The 14,168-nt window shown below is 74.6% G+C and carries 10 protein-coding genes; 5 read left to right on the top strand and 5 right to left on the bottom strand.

Translation table 11 applies throughout. The features are described from left to right. Positions 1 to 5: 5 nt before the first annotated feature. Positions 6 to 566, bottom strand: coding sequence for a hypothetical protein (locus ACFU74_RS01080; RefSeq protein ID WP_380749738.1), 561 nt, complete (start codon positions 564 to 566; stop codon positions 6 to 8). A 263-nt stretch (positions 567 to 829) separates the two neighbouring features. On the opposite strand from ACFU74_RS01080, the gene ACFU74_RS01075 reads away from it, so the two are divergent. Next, positions 830 to 2,020, top strand: coding sequence for an agmatine deiminase family protein (locus ACFU74_RS01075; protein ID WP_380749736.1), 1,191 nt, complete (start codon positions 830 to 832; stop codon positions 2,018 to 2,020). A gap of 100 nt (positions 2,021 to 2,120) precedes the next feature. Here the strand turns inward: ACFU74_RS01075 and ACFU74_RS01070 are convergent, their stop codons facing one another. From ACFU74_RS01070 to ACFU74_RS01060, 3 genes are all read right to left on the bottom strand, one after another. Next, positions 2,121 to 3,335: an agmatine deiminase family protein gene (locus ACFU74_RS01070; protein ID WP_380749733.1), complete on the bottom strand. Its 1,215-nt coding sequence runs from the start codon at positions 3,333 to 3,335 to the stop codon at positions 2,121 to 2,123. Between the two features lie 48 nt (positions 3,336 to 3,383). After that, complete coding sequence (locus tag ACFU74_RS01065; protein ID WP_380749730.1) at positions 3,384 to 4,421, bottom strand: agmatine/peptidylarginine deiminase; 1,038 nt, start codon at positions 4,419 to 4,421, stop codon at positions 3,384 to 3,386. 185 nt (positions 4,422 to 4,606) lie between these two features. Then, a complete protein-coding gene (locus ACFU74_RS01060; protein ID WP_380749728.1) occupies positions 4,607 to 5,185 on the bottom strand; it encodes a TetR/AcrR family transcriptional regulator in 579 nt (192 codons plus the stop codon). A 220-nt stretch (positions 5,186 to 5,405) separates the two neighbouring features. On the opposite strand from ACFU74_RS01060, the gene ACFU74_RS01055 reads away from it, so the two are divergent. Further along, entirely contained in the window at positions 5,406 to 7,046 is a 1,641-nt protein-coding gene (locus ACFU74_RS01055; RefSeq protein ID WP_380749726.1) for an MFS transporter, read from the top strand. Positions 7,047 to 7,072: 26 nt separating this feature from the next. On the opposite strand, the gene ACFU74_RS01050 is transcribed toward ACFU74_RS01055, so the two are convergent. Further along, positions 7,073 to 8,074, bottom strand: coding sequence for a tellurite resistance/C4-dicarboxylate transporter family protein (locus tag ACFU74_RS01050; protein ID WP_380749723.1), 1,002 nt, complete (start codon positions 8,072 to 8,074; stop codon positions 7,073 to 7,075). Between the two features lie 123 nt (positions 8,075 to 8,197). Here ACFU74_RS01050 and ACFU74_RS01045 point away from each other — a divergent pair, with 123 nt between their 5' ends. The 3 genes from ACFU74_RS01045 to narJ are packed head-to-tail and all read left to right on the top strand — an operon-like array spanning position 8,198 to position 14,168. Beyond that, positions 8,198 to 11,929: a nitrate reductase subunit alpha gene (locus tag ACFU74_RS01045; RefSeq protein WP_380749720.1), complete on the top strand. Its 3,732-nt coding sequence runs from the start codon at positions 8,198 to 8,200 to the stop codon at positions 11,927 to 11,929. After that, the gene (gene narH, locus ACFU74_RS01040) at positions 11,929 to 13,560 is read left to right on the top strand and encodes a nitrate reductase subunit beta (protein ID WP_380749717.1); all 1,632 of its coding nucleotides are present in this window, start codon (positions 11,929 to 11,931) and stop codon (positions 13,558 to 13,560) included. The genes ACFU74_RS01045 and narH overlap by 1 nt, the downstream gene beginning before the upstream one ends. After that, positions 13,557 to 14,168, top strand: a complete 612-nt coding sequence (gene narJ, locus ACFU74_RS01035) for a nitrate reductase molybdenum cofactor assembly chaperone (protein WP_380749714.1) — start codon at positions 13,557 to 13,559, stop codon at positions 14,166 to 14,168. The genes narH and narJ overlap by 4 nt, the downstream gene beginning before the upstream one ends.

Genomic DNA, 14,168 nt, shown 5'->3' with positions numbered 1-14,168 from the left:
CCCGCTCAGCCGTCGAGGGTGACGCCGGGCACCGGGTTGCCGGTGGCGTCGAACAGGGGAGTGCCGCAGTCGCAGTGTTCGTCGGCGAGGGTCTCGGCGGGCGGGAGTTCCCAGACCAGCATCCGGGAGCAGCCGGGGCAGGTGAGGCTGACCAGGGTCGACTCCGGTTCCGAGCCCCAGGCGCGCACCGGGAGGTCCTCGTGGGTCAGTTCGCTGGGATCGAGCTCGGCGGTCCGGGCGACCAGGATCTCGTAGCTGTCGGTGCCGGTGTCCCACAGCGCGAGGGTGCAGCCGAGGCCGGCCAGGACGCCGGAGAGGTGGTCGAGTTGGCGGGCCGGGAGGTCGCCCCGGCGCAGCGTCGGGTCGGCCTCGGCGGCGTGCCGGACGGCGGTGGTGTCGACGTCCGCCGGCTCGATGCCGAAGGCCCGGACGCGGCCGGCCACGAACTCGGCCAGTTGGCCGGGGCGGTCCTCGCCGCTCCAGTCCATCGTGAACACCACACGGTCGACCCCGACCCCCCGGGCGCGCTCGTCGGGCGTCAGGACCAGCTCTTCCAACTCTGTCATGGCGATCACGCTACCAACGGGGTGTGACAACCCCTCGGTGTGCTCCGCCCGCCGCTGCCGACCGGGCCGGATGCGCAGGCGGGGATCGCGCGTTCGCGGTCGGTGATGCCGGTGACGCACCCGCCGCCGATCGGCACGAGGCCGGCCCCGTCGGTGGTTCACCCCGTTGGCGGGTATCCGGTGACGCGGTTCCTGACGCTTCCTTCAGTAGCGTGCGGGTCGGTCCTCCTGACCCGTCCCCGCACCCCTCGGAACGAGGCCCCATGGCTCACCCCCGGCCGTCCCGCCGTACGCTCCTGCGCTCCGGTGCCGCGCTCGCCGCACTGGCCCTGACCGAGGGCTGCTCCTCCGCCGGTGGCGACGACGGGTCCCCCGGTACGACCGGTCCGACCGGTCCGACCGGTACGGCCCCGGCCACCGACCCGTCGGGCGCCACGGCCGCAGCCCGCCGCACGATGCCCGCGGAATCCCGCCCGCACACCCGCACCTTCATGGCCTGGCCGGCCCTGGAGGAGGTGTGGGGCGACCAGTTGCCCGGGGTCCGCCAGGACATCGCGGGCCTGGCACGAGCCGTCGCCGGCTTCGAGCCGGTCGTCCTGCTGGCCCGCCCCGACCAGGCCGACCAGGCGCGCCAGGCCTGCGGCTCCTCGGTCGAGGTGATCGAGCTGATGGTCGACGACCTGTGGGCCCGGGACACCGGCCCGACCTTCGTCACCGGCCCGCAGGGGCTCGCCGGGATCGACTTCAACTTCAACGGCTGGGGCGGCAAGCAGACCCACGCCGCCGACAGCCAGGTCGCCCGCAACCTGCTCGCCCACTACGGCATCACCCGGATCCAGGCGCCGGTCACCGGTGAGGGCGGCGGCATCGAGGTGGACGGCGAGGGCACGCTGATGGCCACCGAGAGCTCCTGGGTCAACGACAACCGCAACCCAGGGGTGCCGCGCGAACGGATCGAGGAGGCCTTCAGGGATCTGCTCGGCGTCGAGAAGGTGATCTGGTTCAAGGGCGTCGCCGGGCAGGACATCACCGACTGCCACATCGACGCCCTCGCCCGCTTCGCCGAGCCGGGCACCGTCGTCGTGCACCGTCCCGCGCCCGGCACCCCGCCGGACGTCTGGACCACGGCCACCGGGCAGGCCCTCCAGGTCCTCGCGTCCGCGACCGACGCCAGGGGGCGCGCACTGAAGGTGGTCGACCTCCCCGAGCCCGACCTCGATCTGATCGAGGGCGCGGGCAAGGACTTCCTCGGCACGTACATCAACTACTACGTCTGCAACGGCGGTGTCATCGTCCCGCGCTTCGGGGACCCGGCGGCCGACGAGGACGCGGCCGGCATCATCGGCGGGCTCCACCCCGGCCGCAGGGTCGTCCAGGTCGACATCAACCACATCGCCTCGGGCGGCGGGGGCATCCACTGCGCCACCCAGCAGCAGCCGGCCACCGGGACGTGACCGGCCCGCCGAGGTGGGGACGGGAGCGCGCGGCGGGCGGAGGAGGGTGACGTGCGGAACGGCCCCTCGCCCGCACGTCACCCGCCCGCCCGTGGCGCCGTCAGCCGAGGGCGGGGATGTCGTGGGTGGCGCAGTGGATGCCGCCGCCACCGCCCGCGATCGCGTCGATCCTGACGGGGACGACCTCCCGGTCCGGGAAGTACTGCTTCATGACCTGCTGCGCCCGGTCGTCGGCCCTGGCGTCCCCGAACTTCGGAAGGTAGACGCCCTTGCTGCCGATGTAGAAGTTCAGGTAGGAGGAGACGAAGGCGTCGCCGTGTCCGGTGATCCGGTCCGGGTCCGGCTGCTGGAGCTCGACGACCTGCAGCTTCCGGCCCGTCGCGTCGGTGGCGCCCGCCAGTACGGCGCGGGCCTGGTCGGCCGAGCGGGACCAGACGTCCGGCGGCGTGCCGGGGAAGGCCTGGTCGAGCAGGACGACGCCCGGGGCGGCGAACCGGGCCAGGCAGTCGACGTGCGCGTCGGTGATGTCCTCGCCCTTGACGCCCGCCAGCCAGATCACCTTGCTCACGCCGAGGGCCGCCCTCAGCTCGGCCTCGACCTGGTCCCGGTTCATGCCCGGGTTGCGGTTGTCGTTGACGACGGAGCTCTCGGTGACGAGGAGCGTTCCCTGGCCGTCGCTCTCGAAGGAACCGCCCTCGGCGACCAGCCGGGTCGGGATCCGCTCGACGCCGTACATGGCCAGCACCGCCCGTGAGACCCCGGCGTCGTTGCCGTGCTGCTGCTTGCCGCCCCAGCCGTTGAAGTTGAAGTCGACGCCCTTGACCCTGCCGCCCTCCTCGACGAACACCGGCACGGTGTCCCGGGCCCACAGGTCGTCGACGGCTATCGGGACCACTTCGACGGCCGCGCCGCAGGCCTTCCGGGCGGCGTCCTGGTGCTCGGGGCGGGCCATCAGTACGACCGGCTCGCGCGCGGCGACGGCCCGGGCCAGGCCGGCCACGTCCCGGCGGACGGCGGGAAGGTCCTCGCCCCAGACCGACGCGGACGCGGGCCAGGACATCACCGTGCGCACGTGCTTCTCCCACTCGGCGCCGAACCGGCGCGCGCCCGGGACTCCGGTCGGGGCTGCGCTCGGGCTGCCGGTCGGTGCGCCGTCGGGGGTCGCGCCGGGCTGCGGGGGCGGCGGCACGGTGGTGTCGGTGTCCCCGGTGCCGGTCGGGGCGCAGGCGGTGAGGCCGAAGTGCAGGGCGCCGACAGCGGCGCCGGCACCGGCGAGGGAGCGGATCAGGGTACGGCGGGGCAGGGCGTTGGTCATCGGGGTGCTCCGGCTGAGGGTGGGTGGTGCGGGTCGGGTCGGTGGCGGCTACGGCAGCGGCTCGTGCATGGTCGAGCAGTGGATGCCGCCGCCCCCGGCCATCAGGCGGTCGACATCGATCTGCACCACCTCGCGGCCGGGGAAGGCCGCGGCGAGCGCCTCCCGGGCGGCGGCGTCCTTGTGGGCGTCGCCGAACTGGGTGGTGATGACGCCGCCGTTGACGAGGTGGAAGTTGAGGTAGGAGTCGACGAACTTCGAGCTGCGGGAGCGCACGCTGTCCGGGCCGTGCACGGGGATGACCTGAAGACGGCGGCCCCGGGCGTCGGTGGCGGCGGACAGCAGTGCGAACTGCTCACGGGCGTCCCGGGCCCAGACGTCGTTGCGGTCGGCCGGCGGCAGCTGGACCATCACCACGCCGGGGCGCACGAAGCGGGAGGTGACGTCGACGTGGTCGTCGGTGATGTCCTGGCCCTTGATGCCGGGCAGCCAGATCATGGTGTCCGCGCCGTAGGCCTCCAGGACGGCGTCCTCGATCTCGTCCCGGCTCATGCCGCGGTTGCGGTTCTTGTTCACCAGACTGCTCTCGGTGGCCATCACGGTGCCGTCGCCGTCGGTCTCGATCGCGCCGCCCTCGCCGACGAAGTCCGCGAAGGAGTGCCGCAGCCCCCGGTGGGCGGCGAGCCGCTCGGCGACCCGGGCGTCGTCGTGGTGCACCTGCTTGTCGCCCCAGCCGTTGAAGTTGAGGACGACGGCCTCCAGGCCGCCGTAGCCGTCCCGGCGGAACACCGGGGCGATGTCGCGCATCCACAGGTCGTCGGTGGGGATCGCGGTGGTCACCTCGACGCCGGAACCGCACTGCGCCCTGACCTTGCCCGCCGTCCAGTTGTCGGGGGCGCACATCACCACCGGCTCGAACTCGGCGATCGTCCGGGCGATCAGCGCGATGTCCCGCTGGACCCCGCCCAGTCGCAGCCCCCACACGCCGATGCGGGAGGGCCAGGACATCCAGGTCCGCGCGTGCGGGACGTCGTCCGCGGGCACCCGGGGGAAGGGCTCGGTGGGTCGGTCGTCGCGGTAGCGGCTCATGGGGGTCTCCAGACGTGCGGCGGTGCGGGGCAGAGGGGCGGGGAAGGCGCCCCGTTGCTCCTCCAGGCTCACACTGACTGAAAAATCAGTCAAATAACAGCATGTTCTGTACTCCTTGTTAGTGAACGACTTCTCAGTGTGACGAAATGCGGCGGTTCTCGTGAGCCCCGGCGGTTTCCCGGGGGTCAGGCCCCGAGCCGGGCGACCTCGGCGTCGATGGCCTCGGTCATCAGCGTCCGGGCGTGCGCCAGGGGCAGGCTGCCGCTGAGCCAGCGCGTGCTGAGCCCCTCCAGCAAGGCGGTCAGCCGCTCCGCGGCCCCGGCCAGCGCCACCGCCGGGGACATCGGCCGGACGCCGCCCAGCAGCTCGGCGACCTCCTGCACCCAGACCCGGGTGGCCCGCGCCAGGTCCTCGCGCAGCGTCTCGTCGAACACCGCGCTCGCCCGCAGCTCGCCCCAGGCGGTGCTGTTCTCCCGCACCACGGCGGTGTCCTGGAGCTCCAGCAGCAGCGTCTGCTCCAGCTCCTCGCGCGGCGTGGCCGGCGGCGCGCCGGCGTCGCGGTCGGTGGTGTAGCGCTCGGCCCGGTCGCTGATGAACTCCAGCGTCTGCCGGAGGACCCCGGTGCGGTCCTTGAAGTGGTAGTAGATCAGCGCGGTGGACACGCCCGCCTCGCTCGCGAGCTCCTCCACCCGCAGCCCGCGCACCCCGCGCCGCGCGATCACCCGCGCGGCTGCTTCCAAGATCGACGTTTTACGGCTGGCCACGAGGCACCACCCTACCCGGGGCCCGGGCGGTGGTGGCCAGGGGGCTGAAAATCCCATCAGGCGACGCTCCGGTCGGCGGTTCGGGCCCGGCCCGCCGCCGCCGGATTCCCGCGGTGTGCACTCCCGGGGCACCGCCCGTGCGCCGACGGGCACAACCGCCCGCCCGGACCGTCCTACGGTCCGTCCCGAACCCCCCGACCCCCACCCGCAACGGACCCGTATGAGCACCTCGACCACCCCCGCCCGGCGCCCGGCGGACGACTCGGCGTGGGCCCCGCTCGCGTCCCGGGTCTTCCGCGCCCTGTGGATCGCCCAACTCGTCTCCAACGTCGGCAGCTGGATGCAGACCGTCGGCGCCCAGTGGCTGCTGGTCGGCCACGACGCCGCCCTGCTGGCCCTGGTGCAGACCGCCGCGAGCCTGCCGATGGTCCTGCTGGCGCTGCCCTCCGGTGTGCTGGCCGACCGCCGCGACCGGCGCTCGGTGCTCGTCGCCGCGCAGGTCGCGATGCTCGCCGTCACCGCCGTCCTCGCGGTGCTCGCCTTCGCCGGCGCGCTGACCCCCGGACCGCTGCTCGGCCTCACCTTCCTGCTCGGCTGCGGCACCGCCGTCATGGGCCCGGCCTGGCAGGCCGTCCAGCCGGAGCTGGTCGAGCGCGGGCAACTGGGCCAGGCGGCGGCGCTCGGCGCCGTCAACATGAACCTGGCACGGGCGGTCGGCCCGGCGGTCGGCGGCGCGGTGGTCGCGGCGGCCGGCGCGGGCTGGGTGTTCGCCTTCAACGCCGCCTCCTACCTCGGCGTCCTGGTGGTGCTGCTGCGCTGGCACCGGCCCGCGTCGCAGGACGCGCCGACCGGCGGGGACGAAGGGCTGCTGGCGGCCGTGCAGGCGGGTCGCCGCTACGTCCGGCACGCGCCGGGGGTGCGACGGGTGCTGCTGCGCACCGCGCTGTTCGTGCCCGGCGCGGGCGCGCTCTGGGCGCTGCTGCCGCTGGTCGCGCGCCGGTCGCTGGGCCTGGGCCCGGGCGGCTACGGCGTGCTGCTCGGGGCGGTCGGCGTCGGCGCGGTGGGCGGGGCGTTCGCGCTGCCGCTGCTGCGGCGCCGGCTCGGCGCCAACGGCACCCTGGTGGCGGGGACGGTGGCGCTCGCCGGGGTGCTGGCGGTGCTGGCGACCGTCCGTCAGCCCTGGCTGGTCGGCCTCGCCCTGCTGCCGGCCGGGGTGGCCTGGATCGGGGTGCTCTCCACCCTCAACGCGGCGGTCCAGACCCGGCTGCCCGGCTGGGTGCGGGCCCGTGGCCTGGCCGTGCAACTGCTGGTCTTCCAGGGCGGCCAGGCACTGGCGGCCCCGCTGTGGGGCGTGCTGGCCGAGCGTCACGGACCGGGCGCCGCGCTGCTGACCGCCGGCGCGGTGCTGCTCGCGGGGGCGCTGGGTGCCCGCCGACTGCCGCTGTACGACGGCGACGGGGTCGACCCGACGCCGTCCGGCCACTGGCCGCAGCCCCCGCTGGCGGTCGAGCCGGGTCGCGCGGACGGGCCCGTACTGGTCACCGTCGAGTACCGGGTGCAGCCGGAGCACCGCGCCGGCTTCACCGGGCGGATGCGCCGGGTCGCCGCCTCGCGCCGCCGCACCGGTGCCCTCAGCTGGGGCCTCTACCAGGACGGCGGCGAACCGGGGCGGTTCGTCGAGACCTACCTGGTCTCCTCCTGGGCGGAGCACCTGGCCCAGCACGGCGGCCGGCTGACCGCCGCCGACCGCCGGGACGAGGAGGCGGCCCGGGCACTGCTGAGCCCCGGGACGGCGCCGGTGGTGACGCACGCCTTCGACGTCTCGGCGGGGCCGTTGCCGCCGGTGAGCGGATCCGGGTAGCCGAGGACCGCCCCGGTCGCCCGAGGTCAGTCGTCCCGCCCGGAAGGCAGGGCGACAGCCCGCTCGACGCCACGCCCGGACCCGGCGCCCGGCCCGCGCCGCAGCCGCCACAGCCGGCGCAGCGCGCCGACCGCGACGACCAGCCAGACCGCCGCCGCCACCCAGAGCAGGGCCCGGCCGAGCGGTTCCAGCCAGTCCACCCGGGCGGCGGTGGCCGTCGACAGCGAGGCCACCGCCGTCATGCCCAGCGGGAAGACCGTCGACCAGCGCCGCAGGTCGTAGCGGAGCCGGGGCCGCAGCAGCTCGGCGACGGCCAGCACCGCGTACCAGGCCAGCGCGACGCCGAGCAGCACCAGCGTCACCACCCGCAGCGCGGTGTGCGCGCCGCCGCTCCACACCCCGGAGGCGAGCAGCTTGGAAGCGGCCAGCGCGGAGATCGCCATCGCGCCGCCGGCCACCCAGTGGTCGCCCGGCCCCGCCGTCACCTGGCCCGGGTCGAAGCGGCGCAGCGCGTCCCCGTACAGCAGCAGGCCGAGGACGAACACCGGCAGCGCCGCCAGGGCGAGCCAGTCGGCGGTGTGCGGGGCGAGGGAGGCGGCGAGCACGGCCAGGCCCTGGGTGGCGACGCAGATCAGGAAGGCCGCGCCCGGCATCCGCCGGCCGAGGTGGCGCAGCACCGAGACCAGCAGCACCGGCCAGGCGACGGCCGCCACGGCGAGCAGCGCCTCGGCGACCACCGTCCACCCGAGCTGGTCGAGCCGGACGCCGAGCACCGTGGTGGCGGCGACGGCCGTGAGCGCGGGCGGGGTGTGCGACCGGGCCGTCCAGCCGCTCCGGTCGGCGAGCAGCAGGGCGACGAAGGCGAGGGCCAGCAGCAGCCACAGCACCCCGGCGATCCAGAGGTCGGCGACCGACAGGGCGTCGAACCCGGCGAGGTGGAAGCCGACCGAGATGATGCCGGTCGCCATCACGGCCGCGCCGGTCGCGGGCGGGACCGCGTCCCAGCGCAGGCGGCTCCGTGCGTTCATGGCTCCATGGCAGCGCCTGGGCCCGGACCCGGCCACCGGGCGCCGCCGGACCGGGGCACCCGCCGGCCTCCGGTCACCCGGCGGGCCCCCTCCCGGGTGCACCGCCGGGCCCGCGCGGTTTCGATGGGCTCACGGTCCGGTCCGGAGACGGAGGGTGTCAAGGTGCGCGAGCCGACGAGCGAGCCCGGTGCCGCGTTCCTCAGGGCGGGCCGGTTCCTGCGCCCCGGGACGCCCGCGCCCGACCTGCACAGCGTCCGGCTCACCGGTGGACGCGGGGCCGACGCCTTCTACCGGGACCGCTGGAGCCACGACAAGGTGGTGTACTCCACCCACGGCGTCAACTGCACCGGCTCCTGCCGCTGGAAGGTCTTCGTCAAGGACGGCGTGATCACCTGGGAGACCCAGGCCACCGACTACCCGTCCGTCGGCCCCGACCGCCCCGAGTACGAGCCGCGCGGCTGCCCGCGCGGCGCCGCCTTCTCCTGGTACACCTACTCGCCGACCCGGGTGCGCCACCCGTACGTGCGCGGCGTGCTGCTGGAGCTCTACCGGGAGGCGCGGGCCCGGCTGGGGGACCCGGTGGCGGCCTGGGCGGAGCTCACCGGCGACCCGGAGCGGCGCCGCGCCTACCAGCGGGCGCGCGGCAAGGGCGGCCTGGTGCGGGCGAGCTGGGACGAGGCGGTGGAGATCGTCGCCGCCGCGCACGTGCACACCGTGAAGGCCTACGGCCCGGACCGGATCGCCGGGTTCTCGCCGATCCCGGCGATGTCGATGGTCTCGCACGCCGCCGGCGCCCGCTTCCACTCGCTCATCGGCGCCGCCATGCTCTCCTTCTACGACTGGTACGCGGACCTGCCGGTGGCTTCCCCGCAGGTGTTCGGCGACCAGACGGACGTGCCCGAGTCGGGGGACTGGTGGGACGCCGCCTACCTGGTGATGTGGGGCTCCAACGTGCCCGTCACCCGCACGCCGGACGCGCACTGGATGGCCGAGGCCCGCTACCGGGGCCAGAAGGTGGTGGCGGTCTCCCCGGACTACGCGGACAACACCAAGTTCGCCGACGAGTGGATGCACCCCCACCCGGGCACCGACGGCGCCCTCGCCCTCGCGATGGGCCACGTCGTCCTGCGGGAGTTCTTCGTCGAGCGCACCACCCCGTTCTTCGACGACTACGTCCGCCGCTTCACCGACCTGCCGTTCCTGGTCACCCTGACCGAACGGGACGGCGCCTTCACCCCCGCCAAGTTCCTGCGCGCGAGCGACCTCGGCGACACCGGGGAGGGCGCGCAATGGAAGCTCGCCGTCCTGGACGAGGCGACCGGCCGCCCCGTGGTCCCCAACGGCTCGCTGGGCTTCCGCTGGACCGCCTCCGGAGAGGGCCGCTGGAACCTCGACCTCCAGGGCCTGCGCCCGCGCCTGACCCTGTACGGCGAGGGCGCCGCGACCCCGGTCGAGGTGCTGCTGCCACGCTTCGACACCGACGGCGGCGAGCACGGCCAGGGCCGCGGCGACACCGTCCGCCGGGGCGTGCCGGCGCTGCGCCTGGACGGCGGCGCGCTGGTCACCACCGTCTACGACCTGCTGCTCGCCCAGTACGGCGTCGGCCGCGACGGGCTGCCCGGCCGCTGGCCCGCCTCCTACGACGACCCGGAAACCCCCGGCACCCCCGGCTGGCAGGAGCGGCACACCTCGGTGCCCGCCGCCCAGGCCGTCCGGGTGGCAAGGGAGTTCGCGCGCACCGCCGAGGAGTCCCGGGGCCGCTGCATGATCCTGATGGGCGCCGGCACCAACCACTGGTTCCACTCCGAGACCATCTACCGGGCCTTCCTCGCCCTGCTCGCCCTGACCGGCTGCCAGGGCCGCAACGGCGGCGGCTGGGCGCACTACGTCGGCCAGGAGAAGTGCCGTCCGATCACCGGCTGGGCCACCCTCGCCGGTGCCTCCGACTGGTCCCGCCCGCCCCGGCAGGCGATCGGCACCGGCTGGTTCTTCCTGCACACCGACCAGTGGCGCTACGACACCTACCCCGCCGACGTCCTCGCCTCCCCGCTGGGCACCGGCCGCTTCCGGGGCCTGGCCACCGTCGACCTGCTGGCCCGCTCCGCCCGGCTCGGCTGGATGCCCTCCTACCCGACCTTCGACCGCAACCCGCTGGACCTGGCCGACGAGGCCCGCGCCCTCGGCCGCGACCCCGAGGACCACGTGGTCGCCGAACTGCGCGCCGGGCGGCTGAAGTTCGCCTGCGAGGACCCGGACGACCCGGCCAACTGGCCCCGGGTGCTCACCCTGTGGCGGGCCAACCTGCTGGGCTCCTCCGCCAAGGGCGCCGAGTACTTCACCCGGCACCTGCTGGGCACCCACTCCTCGCTGCGCGCCCAGGAGGCCGGCGAGGACGTGCGCCCGCGCGACGTGCGCTGGCACGCCGAGGCCCCCGAGGGCAAGCTGGACCTGCTGCTCTCGCTGGACTTCCGGATGACCTCCTCCACCCTGCTGTCCGACGTCGTGCTGCCCGCCGCCACCTGGTACGAGAAGCACGACCTGTCCTCCACCGACATGCACCCCTATGTGCACTCCTTCGCCCCCGCCGTCGACCCGCCCTGGCAGGCCCGCACCGACTTCGACGCCTTCCACGCGATCGCCGAGCGGTTCAGCGAACTGGCCCGCGGGCACCTGGACACCCGCCGCGACCTGGTCGCCACCCCGCTCCAGCACGACACCCCCGGCGAGACCGCCCAGCCCGGCGGCACCGACCTCGACTGGCGCGACGGCGCCTGCGAGCCCGTCCCCGGCGCCACCATGCCGAACCTCGCCGTCGTCGAACGCGACTACACGGCGGTGGCCGCCAAGATGGCCGCGCTCGGCCCGCTGGCCGAGCGGCTCGGCCTGCCCGCCAAGGGCGTGGTGCTGCACCCGGAGGAGGAGGTCGAGCAGCTCAAGGCCCGCAACGGCGTGGTCCGCGGCGGCCCGGCCGACGGCCGCCCGGCCCTGGACACCGCCGTCAAGGCCTGCGACACCGTGCTCGCCCTTTCCGGCACCACCAACGGCCGGCTCGCCACCCAGGGCTTCCACACCCTGGAACGCCGTACCGGACGGGAGTTGGCGCACCTGGCCGCCGAGCACGAGGGCCGCCGGATCTCCTACGCCGACACCCAGGCCGCCCCCGCCCCGGTCATCACCTCGCCCGAGTGGTCGGGCAGCGAAGCCGGCGGCCGCCGCTACAGCCCGTTCACCCTCAACACCGAGCACCTCAAGCCCTGGCACACCCTCAGCGGGCGCCAGCACTTCTTCGTCGACCACGACTGGATGCACGAGCTCGGCGAGGCCCTGCCGGTCTACCGGCCGCCGCTCGACATCCGCCGACTGTTCGGTGAACCGGCCCTCGGCCCCGACGGGCAGGCGGAGGTGACGGTCCGCTACCTCACTCCGCACAACAAGTGGTCCATCCACTCCGAGTACCAGGACAACCTGTTCATGCTCGCCCTCTCCCGCGGCGGGCAGGTGATCTGGATGTCGGCCGAGGACGCCGCCGCCATCGGCGTCGCCGACAACGACTGGATCGAGGCCGTCAACCGCAACGGCGTCGTCGTCGCCCGCGCCGTGGTCTCGCACCGCATGCCGCCCGGCACCGTCTACATGCACCACGCGCAGGAGCGCACCGTCAACGTGCCCCGCGCCGAGACCGGCGGCCGGCGCGGCGGCATCCACAACTCGCTGACCAGGGTGCTGCTCAAGCCCACCCACCTGATCGGCGGCTACGCCCAGCTCTCCTGGGCGTTCAACTACCTCGGCCCGACCGGGAACCAGCGCGACGAGGTGACGGTCGTGCGCCGGCGCCGCCAGGAGGTGGAGTACTGATGCGGGTGATGGCCCAGCTCGCCATGGTGATGAACCTCGACAAGTGCATCGGCTGCCACACCTGTTCGGTCACCTGCAAACAGACCTGGACCAACCGCCGGGGCACCGAGTACGTCTGGTTCAACAACGTCGAGACCCGCCCCGGCCTCGGCTACCCGCGCCGCTACGAGGACCAGGACGAGTGGCGCGGCGGCTGGCGGCTCGACCGGCGCGGACGGCTCAAGCTGCGCCAGGGCGGCCGTCTGTACAAGCTCGCCTCGATCTTCGCCAACCCCGTCATGCCCACCCTCCAGGACTACTACGAACCCTGGACGTACGACTACCGCGCCCTCACCGACGCCCCGCTCGGCGAGGACTACCCCGTCGCCCGGCCGCACTCGCTGATCACCGGCCGCCCGATGTCCGTCGAATGGTCGCCCAACTGGGACGACGACCTCGGCGGCGCCCCCGAGCACGCCGCCGCCGACCCCAACGTCGAGCGGATGCGCAAGGAGGTCGGCGAGCGGATCCGCTTCCAGTACGAGCAGAGCTTCATGTTCTACCTGCCCCGGATCTGCGAGCACTGCCTCAACCCGGCCTGCGCCGCCGCCTGCCCCTCCGGCGCCATCTACAAGCGGGCCGAGGACGGCATCGTCCTGGTCGACCAGGACGGCTGCCGGGGCTGGCGCCAGTGCGTCACCGGCTGCCCGTACAAGAAGATCTACTTCAACCACCGCACCGGCAAGGCCGAGAAGTGCACCTTCTGCTACCCGCGCACCGAGGTCGGCCTGCCCACCGTCTGCTCCGAGACCTGCGTCGGACGGCTGCGCTACCTCGGCGTGCTGCTCTACGACGCCGACAAGGTCACCGCCGCCGCCTCGGTCGAGGACGAACACGACCTGTACGAGGCCCAGCTGGGCGTCTTCCTGGACCCGGAGGACCCGGCGGTGCGGCGCGCCGCCGAGCGCGACGGGGTGGCGCACGACTGGATCGAGGCAGCGCGCCGCTCACCGGTGCGCGCGCTGATCAGCACCTACCGGGTCGCGCTGCCGCTGCACCCCGAGTACCGCACCCTGCCGATGGTCTGGTACATCCCGCCGCTCTCCCCGGTCGTCGAGGAGGTCGCCGCCGCCGGGCACGACGGAGAGGACGCCGGCAACCTCTTCGGCGCCATCGACGCGCTGCGCATCCCCGTCGAGTACCTCGCCGGACTCTTCACCGCCGGCGACCCCGGCCCGGTGCGCGCCGCCCTCGACCGGCTCGCCGCGATGCGCGCCCACATGCGCGCCGTCAACCTCGGCCGCGACCCCGGCCGCGACGCCGCCGAGGCCGTCGGACTCGACGCCGCCTCCGTCGAGGACCTCTTCCGGCTGCTCGCCATCGCCAAGTACGAGGACCGCTACGTCATCCCGACCGCCGCCCGCGCCGACGCCGAACGGCTGGAGGAGTCCGCGCTGCCCGCCGGCTGCGGACTCGACCACGCCGACGGGGTGCCCGACGGCACCGACGGCCCGTTCGGCGCCGGATCGGGACGGCGCTCGCTGCCCCTGATCACCGTCGAGAACTTCCACGGGCTGAGCAGGCGCCAGCGCGCCGACCGCCCGGCACCGCCCGAGGACGCGGCCGCCACGCGCGAGGAGCCCTCGCCGTGACGGCCGACCCGCGTGCGCTGGTGCGCCGGGCCGCCGCCGACTGCCTCTGCTACCCGGACGCCCCGCTGCTTCCGCTGGCCGGCGTTCTCCGGCCGGTCCGCCACGCCGCCGCCGCGCCGCTGCGCGCCTTCCTCGACTGGGCGGGGGCCCGCCCCGCCGGTGAACTGGCCCGCCACTACGTCGAGGTCTTCGACTTCACCCAGCGGCACAGCCTGCACCTCAGCTGGTGGACCGACGGCGACACCCGCCGGCGCGGCGAGGCCCTGCTGCGCTTCAAGGCCGCCTACCGGGCGCACGGCCTGGAGTGCACCGGCGAGGACCTGCCCGACTTCCTGCCCGCCGTCCTGGAGTTCACCGCCGCCACCGGCGACGAGGCGCTGCTGCGCGAGCACCGGCCCGCCCTGGAACTCCTGCGGCTCGCCCTCACCGGGCACGGCACACCGTACGCGGACGTGCTCGCCGCCGTCTGCGCCACCCTGCCCGGGCCCTCGCCCCGGGACCGCGCCGCCGCGCTGGCGCTCGCCCGCAGCGGGCCGCCGCGCGAACAGGTCGGCCTGGACACACCGCCGTACGGGCACCTCGGCCTGCTGCCCGTCCTGCCCACCTGA

This window comes from Kitasatospora sp. NPDC057500 (assembly GCF_042802195.1).
Taxonomy (GTDB): domain Bacteria; phylum Actinomycetota; class Actinomycetes; order Streptomycetales; family Streptomycetaceae; genus Kitasatospora.
The sequence above is the reverse complement of the archived record's forward strand: the minus strand, read 5'-3'. Positions and strand labels throughout refer to the sequence as shown.

Excerpts from the sequence above, each read along its gene's own strand:
- ACFU74_RS01080 (WP_380749738.1), bottom strand. The coding sequence starts at position 566 with ATGACAGAGTTGGAAGAGCTGGTCCTGACGCCCGACGAGCGCGCCCGG.
- ACFU74_RS01075 (WP_380749736.1), top strand. The coding sequence starts at position 830 with ATGGCTCACCCCCGGCCGTCCCGCCGTACGCTCCTGCGCTCCGGTGCC.
- ACFU74_RS01070 (WP_380749733.1), bottom strand. The coding sequence starts at position 3,335 with ATGACCAACGCCCTGCCCCGCCGTACCCTGATCCGCTCCCTCGCCGGT.
- ACFU74_RS01065 (WP_380749730.1), bottom strand. The coding sequence starts at position 4,421 with ATGAGCCGCTACCGCGACGACCGACCCACCGAGCCCTTCCCCCGGGTG.
- ACFU74_RS01055 (WP_380749726.1), top strand. The coding sequence starts at position 5,406 with ATGAGCACCTCGACCACCCCCGCCCGGCGCCCGGCGGACGACTCGGCG.
- ACFU74_RS01050 (WP_380749723.1), bottom strand. The coding sequence starts at position 8,074 with ATGAACGCACGGAGCCGCCTGCGCTGGGACGCGGTCCCGCCCGCGACC.
- ACFU74_RS01045 (WP_380749720.1), top strand. The coding sequence starts at position 8,198 with ATGGGCTCACGGTCCGGTCCGGAGACGGAGGGTGTCAAGGTGCGCGAG.
- narH (WP_380749717.1), top strand. The coding sequence starts at position 11,929 with ATGCGGGTGATGGCCCAGCTCGCCATGGTGATGAACCTCGACAAGTGC.